Annotated in this window: 10 protein-coding genes; all 10 read left to right on the top strand. The window is 60.1% G+C overall.

Annotated elements, in window-relative coordinates; translation table 11 throughout:
* Positions 1–126 precede the first annotated feature (126 nt).
* Positions 127–906, top strand: coding sequence for a helix-turn-helix domain-containing protein (locus Q4610_RS14995; RefSeq protein WP_304536778.1), 780 nt, complete (start codon positions 127–129; stop codon positions 904–906).
* A 17-nt stretch (positions 907–923) separates the two neighbouring features.
* Positions 924–1145, top strand: a complete 222-nt coding sequence (locus tag Q4610_RS14990) for a hypothetical protein (protein ID WP_304536777.1) — start codon at positions 924–926, stop codon at positions 1143–1145.
* Between the two features lie 109 nt (positions 1146–1254).
* The gene (locus tag Q4610_RS14985; RefSeq protein WP_304536776.1) at positions 1255–2286 is read left to right on the top strand and encodes an aldo/keto reductase; all 1032 of its coding nucleotides are present in this window, start codon (positions 1255–1257) and stop codon (positions 2284–2286) included.
* Complete coding sequence (locus Q4610_RS14980) at positions 2283–3053, top strand: enoyl-CoA hydratase/isomerase family protein (RefSeq protein ID WP_304536775.1); 771 nt, start codon at positions 2283–2285, stop codon at positions 3051–3053. Before Q4610_RS14985 ends, Q4610_RS14980 begins: the two co-directional genes overlap by 4 nt.
* Before the next feature lie 142 nt (positions 3054–3195).
* On the top strand, positions 3196–4368 hold the full coding sequence (locus Q4610_RS14975) for an oxidoreductase (protein ID WP_304536774.1): 1173 nt from the start codon (positions 3196–3198) through the stop codon (positions 4366–4368).
* A 462-nt stretch (positions 4369–4830) separates the two neighbouring features.
* A complete protein-coding gene (locus Q4610_RS14970) occupies positions 4831–5976 on the top strand; it encodes a cytochrome P450 (RefSeq protein WP_304536773.1) in 1146 nt (381 codons plus the stop codon).
* 322 nt (positions 5977–6298) lie between these two features.
* Complete coding sequence (locus Q4610_RS14965) at positions 6299–8752, top strand: TonB-dependent receptor (RefSeq protein ID WP_304536772.1); 2454 nt, start codon at positions 6299–6301, stop codon at positions 8750–8752.
* A gap of 245 nt (positions 8753–8997) precedes the next feature.
* Positions 8998–9756 carry an SDR family NAD(P)-dependent oxidoreductase gene (locus Q4610_RS14960; protein WP_304536771.1) on the top strand — a complete coding sequence of 253 codons (759 nt, stop codon included), beginning with the start codon at positions 8998–9000 and terminating at the stop codon, positions 9754–9756.
* Positions 9757–10038: 282 nt separating this feature from the next.
* On the top strand, positions 10039–11214 hold the full coding sequence (locus Q4610_RS14955) for a DUF1214 domain-containing protein (protein WP_304536770.1): 1176 nt from the start codon (positions 10039–10041) through the stop codon (positions 11212–11214).
* Positions 11215–11637: 423 nt separating this feature from the next.
* Positions 11638–12564, top strand: a complete 927-nt coding sequence (locus Q4610_RS14950) for an NAD-dependent epimerase/dehydratase family protein (RefSeq protein WP_304536769.1) — start codon at positions 11638–11640, stop codon at positions 12562–12564.
* Positions 12565–12567: the final 3 nt, after the last annotated feature.

Here is a 12567-nt window from a genome sequence, read left to right as displayed (position 1 = left end):
CATCGCAAGCGCGAATTTGCCACAACCAGCCCTTGCGCGACCGCTCGTTTTTTGGTTCTACCATTAAACAAGACGGTCGCTGCAAGAGCGGCCGTCGTCCAGCGAGCAATCGGAAAGGGCGGCGACATGACTAGAGGACTGGAAGGCAAGAGCGTCAAATCCGCGCGGCGCGTGCTGGAAGTGCTGGAATATTTCAGCACCGGCCCGACCGAAGTGACGGTGATGGAAATGTCCCGCGCGCTCGACTATCCGCAGTCAAGCACCTCGGAACTGCTCAGCAGCCTGGTGACATTAGGCTATCTGAACCATGATCGCCGCCGCCGTACCTTCCGGCCGACTGTGCGAGTCGCCGCGATCGGCAGCGCGGTTGGACCGGAGATGTTCCGACGCGGCGCAATGATGGACGTCGTGGACGATGTGCATATGGAAACCGGGGCGACTGTCGTCGTCGGGATGGCCCAGCGCGGTGTCCTCCATATCGTCCATGTCGCCGGATGCACGCAGCCGATCCGGCAGCGCACGCCGGGACCATTGCTCCACTCGGCACTCGGCCAGGCGCTGCTTTCGGGCATATCCGACCCGGAAGTCCGTTCACTGATCCATCGCCTCAATGCCGAGGCTGGGGAAGGTCAGTCCGTCGCGCCTGCCGCCTATCTTGAAACCATCGCGGAAGTCCGCGCCAGGGGTTATGCGCTCGCCCCATGCCATGGCGGTGAGATGCTGGCGACGATCCTGCCCCATGCCCGGCCAGATTCGCTGGCGATCGGGGTCGTCATCCCTCAGGACGCCACGCTTGCGGATCACCAGGAAATCCTGGCCTGCCTGCGCCGCGCCTTCAGGCACCATCTTGCCCCCTCGTCCACCACACGGCAGGAACCGCTGGCTGCTGTTGCGGCGATGTCCTGAGCGTATATGGAGATATCATGCAAACCTACCCGATGATCGACCTGGTGGTTAAGCGCAAGTCCGCCCTCGCGGCAGGCGCGGCCGTCCTGCTGTTCCTGCTTTTTGGCGGGGCCGCGCTGGTCCTTGCCACTCCGGTCCTGATCATACCAGGCGCGATCCTGGCTGCGGTCGTCTGGTTTCTGTGCATGCTGCTGGGTGAAATCGTCCAGGTGATCGCCGAAACCCTCCTTCCACGCTGATCGGGCATCGCACCCACGATCAAGGCGTAGCGGCGCCTGTGGCGCCCTCGCCTTGCTGTCGTTCCGGTGGCACACTCATTTGTGAGTGGTGAGAGGATCCGACAGCAACATGCGATATTGCCTTTTCGGTCGTTCGGGCCTGCGCGTATCGGAACTGTGCCTTGGCACGATGAATTTCGGCAATGCGGACTGGGGGATAGATGATGCCACCAGCCGTGCCGTGATGGACGCCTATGCCGGCGCCGGGGGCAACTTCCTGGATACAGCCCATATCTACGGCAATGGCGAAAGCGAACGGATTGTCGGTGAGTTCATCGCGGCGGATCGTGATCATTTTGTTGTCGCAACCAAATATACGCCCAGTCACGGGGCAGACATCATGCGTGCCGGTAACAGCCGCCGCAACATGATGCGATCGGTGGAGGAGAGTCTCTCGCGCCTCGGCACCGATTATATCGACCTCTTCTATCTCCACATGTGGGATTTCACGACGCCGCTCGACGAAGTGATGCGCGGGTTCGAGGATCTCGTCCGGTCGGGCAAGGTTCTCTACGTCGCCGCTTCGGATATGCCCGCCTGGCAAATCTCGCGCGGCAATATGCTGGCGGACTTGCGCGGCTGGTCGCCGTTTATCGGCATTCAAGTCGAATATAGCCTCGCCCAACGGACGCCGGAGCGGGATCTGCTGCCTATGGCCGCGGAACTGGACCTGGGCGTGGTCGCCTGGGCACCCCTGGCTGGCGGCGCGCTGGCCGGAGGCAGCGGCCCGCGTAACCGCGTCCGCGCGGCCCGTTCCAGCCCGCGCGTGCAGGCGATAGCCGACCTTGTGCGGGAACTGGCGGCGGAAAACGGCCTGCCGGGCAGCCAGGTCGCCCTTGCCGCGTTGCGCCAGCTTGGTCGCCATCCCAATGTCCTGCCGATCATCGGTGCGAGCAGCGTCGATCAGTTGCAAGCCAATATAGGCTGCCTGGACGTGCGCCTGGACGACGCGCAGATGGCCCGGCTCGAAACCGCAAGCCAGGTGGATCTGGGGTTCCCACATGAATTCCTTGCCTCACCCACGATCGCGCAACTGGTAACGGGCGGCAATGCCCATCGTTTCGACAATCATCGCGCACCATTTGGGAAGGGCCGGGCATGACGGAGCCACCCCTGCTGATCGAACGGGACGGGCCAGTCGCAATCCTGACGCTGAACAATCCGGCGCGCCGCAACGCCCTGTCCATCGCCATGCGCGATGCCCTTGCCGCGGCCATCGTCACCCTTGGCAATGATGCGGATTGTCGCGCACTGGTACTGACGGGCGCAGCGGGCCATTTTTGCGCGGGCGGTGATTTTCAGGACTTTCCCCGGACCACCATCCATGCCGCACGCGGACGGCTGGAACAGGGCAGTGCCACCCTGATGCGCGCCATGGTCGCCGGTCGCACGCCGATCATCGCAGCGGTGGAGGGGCATTGCGTCGGCGCGGGCGTATCGCTGGCCGCTGCCTGCGATCAGGTGGTCATGGCGCGTGGCGCAAAGCCGCGCTGCGCCTTCGTATCGGCGGGACTTTTTCCTGATCTTGCCGGACTTTGGGCCATACCGCGTCGGGTCGGGCTGGGGCAGGCCAAACGGTTGACGATGCTTGGCCGTGCTATTTCCGCCGATGAAGCCTTGCGGATCGGGCTGGCGGACGAGCTGGCCGAAGATGGCGGTGCGCTGGAAGCTGCCAAGGCACTCGCGCATGAACTTGCGGCCCAGCCTCCTCTTGCCGTGACGATGATGAAGGCGATCTATGCCGAGGGACTGGACGACATCCTGCGACAGGAAGTGGGATTGCAGCCCATATTGATGACCACGCACGATCATCACGAAGCGATCGCCGCCTTTTATGAAAAGCGCCCGGCGCGTTTCACTGGTCAATGAGCATCGCTTTGTTCGCCCTTGGCGGCCATGTGGCGCTCGTCACCGGGGCAACCCGTGGCCAGCTCCAGCCGTCAGCCGGGCGGCTGACCATGGCTCTGAAATCCTGCATTTCTTTCCATATCCAATGATGGACCAACCAAAGATGACCTCCCCCTCCGACACCACCCTGCCGCTCGACCTTTCGCCGATGTTCCAGCCATTGACCATTCGCGGCCTGACCCTGCCGAACCGCTTCGCGATGGCGCCGATGACGCGCAGTTTCTGCCCGGACAATCTGCCTGGCGACGATGTGGCCGGCTATTATCAGCGTCGGGCGGAAGGCGGCACGGGCCTGATCATCACCGAAGCCATCGGCACCGACCATCCTGCCGCCGTCGGCGACACCGGCCTGGGTGAAACGAACCTGCCCCTGTTCAACGGCGGGGACACGGTGGCGGCGTGGGCACGCGTGGCCGATGCGGTCCATGCACGCGGCGGACGCATCATTCCCCAGCTATGGCACCAGGGACCGATGCGGATGCCCGATGGCGTCAATCCCGCCTTTTCTCCCTCCGGGCGCTATGGCGATCCGTCCAAGGCGGCGGATTATTATGTGGAAAAGGCAAAGATCATTTCAGCCTCCCCCATGCCTGTGCCCACAGACGAGGAAATCGCCGATGTCGTCGCCGGCTTCGGCCGGGCCGCGCGGGACGCGGTGGCGGCGGGTTTTGACGGCCTCGCCCTGCATGGTGCCCATGGCTATCTGATCGACGCTTTCCTGTGGGCCGAAACGAACCGGCGCCCGGCCCCATGGGGTGGCGATGCTGTGGCCCGCACGCGCTTTGCGGTTGAAGTCGTGAAGGCCTGCCGCGCCGCGATTGGTGAAGATCGTCCACTGATCTTTCGTTTTTCCCAATGGAAACAGCAGGATTTCCGTGCCAGGCTGGCGAACGATCCGGCTGAACTGGAAGCGATCCTTGGCCCGATCTCGGACGCGGGCGTTGACCTGTTCGACGCCAGCGTGCGCTATTTCAACACCCCGGCCTTCCCGGAACATGGCGACCTGTCCTTGGCCGGCTGGGCCAAGAAGCTGACCGGCAAGCTGACCGGCGCAGTGGGCGGGATCGGCATCGTCAAGGGCATGTATGACACCGTTTCCGCAAGCGCGGAGGCGTCGAACAATCTTGGCCTGCTGCTGAAACGGTTCGAAGCGGGCGAGTTCGACATCGCCTCTGTCGGCCGCATGATCCTGCACGACCCCCATTGGGTCGGAAAAGCGCGGAGTGGCGAGGCACTGCCAGCCTTCGAGCCGGACTCGCTGACGAAGCTGACCTGACGTGCGGCATTGCCCCTGTGGCACCGGCAGCCCCGGTTCAGTGGAAACGCCTGTTCCGTTCCATGGCGTGTCCAATGGTGCCGCAATGCGCCATCCATCGGGTTCGGGATGACCGTCAATACGGTGTCGGATGCGACCATTGCCCACACAATGGCGCATGATGCTGACCGGCGGATATGGCAAGGCGCGTGCCGTGCCATATCTGCGACGAAGCATCCTTTGTCACTGGACATAAGCTGATGCCGGTCCAACCGTCGTGAGATTCGCTCCAATATGGGTGCGCTCCTCACATGCGCGGCATAGATTGCATCATGTCTGCGATGGGCATGCAAAAGCATTGATTTGGACCGGCGCAACCATAGCCTCTTTCAAAAATCAATCAGTGAGGATGCCATGAACGCATATGCAAGTCTTGCGGCTGTCCCTGGCCATGTACCGGACGATCTTGTGCGGGATTTTGACTTGTATGACATTCCCGGCATGATCGGCGGCTACACCGATGATATTCATGCGTTGTGGAAAGATGTGCAGGACAGCCATCCCGATCTCTTCTGGACACCGCGCAACGGTGGTCACTGGGTCAGCACCCGCCATGACGACATGGTCCGGCTATGCACCGACACCGCCTGCTTCTCAAATCTTGAACCCTTCATTCCGATCGGCATCGTCCCGCATACCGGGCCCAGCCAGATGGACGCCCCGGACCATGCGCCGTTCCGCAAACTTGTATCCATGGCGTTCACGCCAGCGTCGCTGAACAAGGCCGGCATCCGCGCACGCGCCGCCGCGGTCGAGATTATCGACAGATTGCGCCCCCAGGGTCGATGCGACTTCATGCAGGACTTCGCGGGTGTCATGCCGATCATCACCTTCCTCAACCTGCTCGGCATGTCGGAAAGCGAAGCGCCCTATCTCCTTGACCTCGCGAAACGGCTGGTCCCCGGCCAGCCCGGCATGGAAGCCGCACAGGCCGAAACCCACGATTATATCGCGGCGCTCATCCACGATCGCCAAGTCCGCCCAGGTGACGATTTCGTCAGTATGCTGGTGCGCGCCCAGGTAATGGGCAGAGATCTGACGGCGACGGAGCGGCATAATGTCGTGCAACTCGTGGTCACTGGCGGCCTCGACACCGTCATCAACACGACCAGTTTCGCCATGGCGCATTTTGCGCGTCACCCCGCACTGCAACGTGAATTGCGAGAAAACCCCGATCTGCTCGAAGGCGCCACGGACGAAATCAGCCGCCGTTTCGGCACCAGCAACCTGGCGCGGCTGACCCGTGTGGATACCGAATTGGCAGGCGTGGCCATCCGCGCCGGCGACCAGGTGCTGGGCATCTTCCCGCTCAGCGGTCTTGATGAACGGGTCAACCCGGACCCCATGCGGTTCGACCCGCGCCGGTCAAAGCGGCGCCATGTCAATTTTGGCAGTGGCCCGCACACTTGTCTGGGCGCGCGTTTGGCCCGGCGTGAAATTCGCATTTTCCTGGAAGAATGGATCGGCACCATGCCGGACTGTCATCTGGCACCGGGGACGAGCCCCAGAATGTCGACGGGGATCATCAATGCGATGACCGGACTGCACCTGGAATGGCAGCCGGGTTAAGATATCGTTGCGATAAGGCAATGAAATCCAGAATATTCGTTTCAATATCCTCGATGGCTACCCCTTTGTCGGACCCATATCCGACAAAGGGGTAGCCATCGTTACTGCGATGAGTGCACGACGTCCTGACAGAAGGCATATGCTGCGACTTGTCGATCCTGTACGGCAAGGTCGTGAAGCATATCCAGTCACTTGTCGGAAGCCGCAATATTTCATTCATACAGTCCGCCTTTCATGATGAAAGGGACGGATATTGCAGACAGCAGGATCGAAATGCTCCGCCAATGCAAAAAGATTCAGAGTTTTAGGGAGGTTTCTAATTATGAAATTCATGTTTCTGAGTTGTGTGAGCGTCCTGGCTGTCGCTCAACAAGCCTATGCGCAGGACACTCTGGCGCCACAGCCTGCCAGCGAGGCCGCCGCCCCTCAGAATGATGACGCCATCGTCGTTACGGCACGCCGGCGCGAAGAATCCCTTCAAGATGTGCCGATCTCGATCACCGCTCTCAGCGGCGATGCGCTCAAGAATCGTGGCGTCAGGGACTCGCTCGATCTGCAAAGCTCGGTCCCGTCCCTGTCGGTCACATCGCAAAGTCCGAACCGGGCCGCGCTGGGCTATGCGATCCGCGGGCAGCGATCCAACGAGCAGCAATTGCTCACCGATCCGCCAGTCGGCGTCTATTTCGCTGAAGTTGTCATGCCTCGTCCCTATGGCATGTCCAATTCCTTCTACGACCTGCGCAATGTCCAGGTTCTCAAAGGTGTGCAGGGAACGTTGTTCGGCCGCAACATGACGGGTGGCGCAGTGCTCATTGAGCCGGAACACCCCAATCTGAACAATTTCGGCGGCTATGTTCAGGGCCAATATGGCAACTACAACATGGTCGATCTTGAAGGAGCCGTGAACCTTCCGATCGTTTCCGATGTCTTTGCAGTCCGCGCTTCGGGCAAATATCGGGATCGTGATGGCTATACAACGGATGTGTCGTCAGGGCGCAAGTTCGATGACGAACATTTTTACTCGTTCCGTGTCTCCGCTGAAATCAATACGGGCAATTTCCGCAACTATGCGGTGTTCGACTATTACAAGCAGAACATCAACGGCGCTGGCATCAAGCTGACAAATTATACGACAACAGACCCGATCAACGGCAATCCTACTGTCATCGGTCAGCAAATCGGCGCCAGTCCCTTCTTCCCGGTCGCCGCCGGAGTAGCCCCGCAGAACATCGTTGCCCTTGCCAATGCCGCGCTGGCACTGGGCAAGTACAAGGTCGACTATGGCAATTTTGGCGTGGGTCCGCTCTATGCCAACCGTGTCCGCACTCCTTTTCAAAAGGTCAGGAACTGGGGCATCACCAATCGCACGGAACTTGATGTCGGTGATGTGACCTTCCGCAACATCTTCGGCTATCGCGAATCGAGCTTCCAAGTCGTTGGAGATTATGACGGCTTTGGCGCTGCGCTCATTCAGCCCGATCAGTTCGCCAGACCTCGCCAGATCAGCGAAGAATTCCAGATGCTGGGCAAGCCGTTCGGCGACAAGTTCCAGCTCACCATGGGCGCTTATTATTTCCGCGAATGGGGCCGGGACGGGTCGATCAATTCGAACTTCCCGCAACTGACTGCAATCGGCTTTGCCTCCCCTCGTCCGCCTGCGACGACCAATCCACTGGCGGGCTATTTCCTGAACCAGCCCGCTGATTTCTATGAATCATCCTCCGTTGGCGATGCTGTCGCCAATAGCTGGGCCGTTTATGCGGCGGGCACGTACCAGTTGACGGACGAATTCAGTTTTGCCGGCGGCATCCGGTATAATCGGGACAGCCGCAGCCTTACGCTGGAGCCATTCTATACACGCCTGACCATTCCTCTGGGCGGTGGCGCAGCCTTGGTCGCGCCCTGCAATTATGATGGATTGGGCACTTATACACGGGACAATTGCAGCCAGGACAGGCTGCTCAAAAATGATGCCGTCACCTGGGATGCCACCGTGCAGTATCAGCCCAACCGCGATGTGACCGCCTATGCGGCGATACGCCGTGGCTATCGGGCCGGCGGGTTCAGTTTGCGTGGAACGACAACAGCGACGACCAGGCCGTTCCAGCCCGAAACGGTGCTGGAATATGAAGTCGGTGTGAAAAACAATTTCCACATCGGTTCGGCCAGGCTCAACACCAGCGCGGCGCTATTCTATCAGGACTATAAGGATGTGCAGAAGCAGAATGCCATTCTGGTCCAGGGTCAGTCCGTTACCGTTGTGACCAACACGACTGCGCAAGAAAATTATGGTGGCGAGTTCGAAGCCAGCCTGTCTTTCCCTGGTGGCCTCAGCCTCAACGCCTTCTATTCTCTGGTCAAAATCAAGATCAAGGAAGGCGGCGCCGGCAGCCTGCCCTATCAGGGCATTCCCAAGCACCAGCTTGGCGGGGGCATCGCCTATAGCCGCGATCTGGATTTTGGCGTGCTCAACGCCAACCTGAACGGCTCCTATCGCAGCGGCGCACCGCTCGACGAATATGACGTGGTCAGCTATCAGAAGGGTTATGCCCTGTTCAACGCCCGCCTTGGGGTGGACAAGGTGGGCGGAAGCGGCATCGGAATCGCTGCCTTCGTGCGCAACATAACCAATCGCTACTACAAGATCGGCAGCATATCGCTGGAGAGCAACGGTCCCATCATCAACGGTGTCAATCCCGGTGGCGGCGTCGGCTTCTCGTCGGCAGTCTATGGTGATCCCCGGACCTATGGTGTCGAAGCCTCTTTCAAATTTTGATCGGCACCTGTTGAAAATCGATATCGCGTCGGCAAAATCCGCCGACGCGATATCTCTGTTTCAGCCTTTATCTTTCAGATCATGATGGCGGGTAATACTGCTCCGATGCATGAAAGAACGCGCCGCCATCCGGTGGTGCAAGTCGCAACCCACTATCTGAATGCCTGTTCCCGCCGCCATCTGGCGGATATCTGACTATAACCGGAACCCGGCAGGGAGCAGCGGTAAAGATCAGGAGAATGACGATGAAAAGATTGGAAGGCAAAGTCGCGATCATCACTGGTGGTGGACAGGGGGTGGGCCTTGGCATCGCCATGGCATTTGCCGATGAAGGGGCATCGCTGGTCATCAGCGGACGCACGCCAGAAAAGCTCCAGGCCATCGTTCCAGACCTTGAAGCGCGCGGTGCAAAGGTCGCGATACATCCGGCCGATGCCCGCTCGCGCGCCGACGCAGACAAGCTCGTCGCGTTCACTGTCGGTACTTTTGGTGGCGTCGACATCCTGGTGAACAACGCCCAGACGACTTTCCCCGGCATGTTGCTGAGCGATTATGATGATGAACATATCGCCGCGACCGTTGAGTCGGGCCTCTACGGCTCGGTCTATCACATGCAGGCCGTTCGCCAGCATATGGTTGCGCGTGGCGGCGGGTCGATCATCAATTTCGGCTCGCGTCAGGGCATCGTGGCGCCCGAAGGATATTCAATATATGGCGCCACCAAAGAAGCCATTCGTGGTCTGAGCCGTGTGGCGGCGCGTGAATGGGGACCGGACGGCATCCGCATCAATGTCATCAATCCTTCGGCCATGTCGCCCGCGGCGGAAAAATGGCTGGCGGATTTCCCCGAAGAAGCCGCCAAGAATCTTTTGGAAGTTTCCCTGCGGCGCTGGGGTGACAGCTACAAGGATATAGGCCCTGTGGCAGTGTTCCTTGCGTCCGACGAAAGCCATTATGTGTCCGGGCAGACGATCAACGTCGACGGCGGGATGGTGATGCTCTGATCTGCACGCGGCTGAAAAACGCTCGCATGGCGTCAGGCTTGCCGGATTGAAGTAGGATTGGATCGGTCATGGCCGGCGCCAGCAGAGAAATCGTGTGCGCGATGAAGCATGGCGCTGGTTCAGTATCGCTTGTGGCTCCGGAAAAACAGATGAGACTGGAGCATCGTGCGGGAAAGTGGAACCCGGTTTGCCGCCAAAACGATGCGAAAACAAAAAACTGGAGCGCGCTGCACCCGATTAGGCGCAGCGCGCTCCAGCCGGTGGAGAGACAGGAGAGAGCTGATGAAAAGCTGGGCGGACTATGTGGACCTGCTGAAACCGGCAGGCGACATTCTTGAAAACAGCACCGCGCCCGTGGACGAGCAGTTGCGGGCGGATCTCTACCGGCAGTTTGCGATGAATCTCTCGCAAGCCTATTTTCTGCTGATGATGGCGGACCCGCGCTATCCCGAATTCATACCGTTTGAAAATTCGGCGTTCCTGCTGCAACCCAATCCCGACTCGATCTACTATGTCGCCAGCGTCGAAGGCGACGGCATTTACCGGGTCATCGGCGAACGCGGCAACGCGCCGGTCGTCGGCTTTGCCACCGGGAACAAGATGTTCGGTACGAACGGCGTTCAACCGGGGAAAGGCTTTGGCAACTATGACGCGAATGACCTGACGCTCGACGAGGACGGGCGCTTTTCGGTCATCTTCAGCACCGAACGCCCCGAAGGCTATGATGGCGACTGGCTGCATCTGGACCCGGAAGCGGATTTCATCCTGCTGCGTCAATTTTCCTATGACTGGGGGAATGAAAAGGATGTCCGGGTCGCGATCGAACGGCTCAACAAGCCCGCTGCCCCCCGTGCGCGACTGACCCCGGAAGAAGTCGATGCAAAGCTGCGCCACATCTTCGCCTATACCGGCGACGTCAGCCGGGTGGGCATGGCCGCGGTAAAGCGGCCGCATGACGGCGGCTTTATCAACAACATGCATATCCACACATTCCAGGATATGGGGAATGGCCAAGATTGGCCGCAGGCTTATTTCGAAATGGTCTTCGACATTGGGCCGGATGAGGCGCTCGTGATCGAAAGTGCATTGCCGGAAACGCGCACCTATTGGAACGTGCAGGTTATCGACGGGCTGTGGAACCAGGTGGACATTCCCTATCGTCAGAGCAGCCTCAACGGCCACACCGCACGCATCGATGCCGATGGCAAATTCCGCGCCGTCCTGTCGCACAATGATCCAGGCTATTATAACTGGCTCGATACCGGCGGAAATGCGTACGGCATGTTGATCGGCCGATGGTATCGCTGTTCATCCACGCCAACGCCGCAGATAAGCCGGATGAAACTCTCGGACGTTGCAGCCTGTCTTGGCGACGGCTCGCCCAAGGCGACCGCGGACGAGCGTGACGCCCAGTTGCGTCAGCGGCTGATCGGCAACCAGTTGCGCAAGAAATGGTAGAACTGGTGATGCCGCTGAATATGGCGCGTCTGGCGCGGTGATGCTGCTGGCGCATCGTGCGGGAAAGTGGCCCCCGCTTTCCCGCCCAAAACGGTGCGCAAACAGAAAGCCAGAGCGCACGACCGCATCCGATTAAGCGCAGCGCGCTCCGGCCAGTGAGGCTGCGGCCACGTCAATGGGGCGGACCATCGCTGCGGATGGGACACAGGGGCAGTACGACCGCGTTTTGCAATCCTGGCCGAGTCACGCCGATGCCAGACAGCAAATGAGACAGGCTACACTCCCCAAATGGGGGGCCATGCCAACAATCGCCCTCGTGCTGCGTTCAGCGCGCATGCCATTATTCATTTGCCGGCCTCTCTTTTTGTAGGAGAGTTTGTCCGGAAAATGCCAAAATAGAAAATAGCCGATGGGAGAGTGCCGGTGAGGCGAATTCTGGTTGTGGGCGGCACTGGGCTGATCGGTGGCGCCATCGCCCTGCACCTTCACGGACTTGGCCATCAGGTGACGGTGATGGGTCGCCGCGCCGCGCCGAAAGGCGCGCTGGACGCGGTTGCCTTCCTGCAAGGCAGCTATGGAGACGAGGCGATCGACGAAAAGCGGCTTGCCGCATTCGACACCCTGGTCTTTGCCGCCGGGAACGACCTGCGCCAGGTGCCACTGGACGATACAGAGCGGACGCATTTCCATCAGGCAAATACGATAGGCGTCCCCTCCTTCATCGGGCGTGCAAAGCGTGCCGGGATGAACTGCGCCGTCTATGTCGGAACCTATTACCCGCAGCTTGTCGATCCGCAGATCGTGGCCAGCGAACCTTATCTGCGATCAAGGCTTGCGGCGGAAAAGGCAGTGCTGGCGATGTCGGATGACCGTTTCCGCATCTGCTGCCTCAACGCCCCCTTTGTGCCGGGCATGGTCCAGGGCGTCAGTTCGCTGCCCATCGACATGCTGGTGCGTTTCCTCCTGGACCAGGGCGATGATGCCTGGATCATTCCGGGCGGTTCCAACTTCATCTCGGCCAATGCGTTCGCGGAAGCGGCGGCTGGCGCCATCGAACGGGGGGAAGGTGGCGCATCCTATTTGATGGGCGATGAAAACTGGACTTACGAACATTATTGCAACCTGCTGCTGGAAGGCATGGGTCGCCCGCCGATCCGCCATGTGCGCGATGAACCGCATCCGGTATTTATCGATGAATCGCTCTATGCCGGACGCACCACCCGGATTGCCTATGATCCCGACCCCGCCATGGTACAGCGGCTTGGCTATACCCGCCACCGGACATCCGATGTCGTAAAGGCCATAGCCCCCTATTATGCCGCCCGCGCCAGGGCCGGCGCACTGATCTGAACG

This window comes from Sphingobium cyanobacteriorum, assembly GCF_030580935.1.
Taxonomy (GTDB): Bacteria; Pseudomonadota; Alphaproteobacteria; order Sphingomonadales; family Sphingomonadaceae; genus Sphingobium; species Sphingobium cyanobacteriorum.
The sequence above is the reverse complement of the archived record's forward strand: the minus strand, read 5'-3'. Positions and strand labels throughout refer to the sequence as shown.

Coding starts and splice junctions, on each gene's coding strand:
- Q4610_RS14990 (WP_304536777.1), top strand. CDS start 924: ATGCAAACCTACCCGATGATCGACCTGGTGGTTAAGCGCAAGTCCGCC.
- Q4610_RS14960 (WP_304536771.1), top strand. CDS start 8,998: ATGAAAAGATTGGAAGGCAAAGTCGCGATCATCACTGGTGGTGGACAG.
- Q4610_RS14965 (WP_304536772.1), top strand. CDS start 6,299: ATGAAATTCATGTTTCTGAGTTGTGTGAGCGTCCTGGCTGTCGCTCAA.
- Q4610_RS14995 (WP_304536778.1), top strand. CDS start 127: ATGACTAGAGGACTGGAAGGCAAGAGCGTCAAATCCGCGCGGCGCGTG.
- Q4610_RS14985 (WP_304536776.1), top strand. CDS start 1,255: ATGCGATATTGCCTTTTCGGTCGTTCGGGCCTGCGCGTATCGGAACTG.
- Q4610_RS14955 (WP_304536770.1), top strand. CDS start 10,039: ATGAAAAGCTGGGCGGACTATGTGGACCTGCTGAAACCGGCAGGCGAC.
- Q4610_RS14980 (WP_304536775.1), top strand. CDS start 2,283: ATGACGGAGCCACCCCTGCTGATCGAACGGGACGGGCCAGTCGCAATC.
- Q4610_RS14975 (WP_304536774.1), top strand. CDS start 3,196: ATGACCTCCCCCTCCGACACCACCCTGCCGCTCGACCTTTCGCCGATG.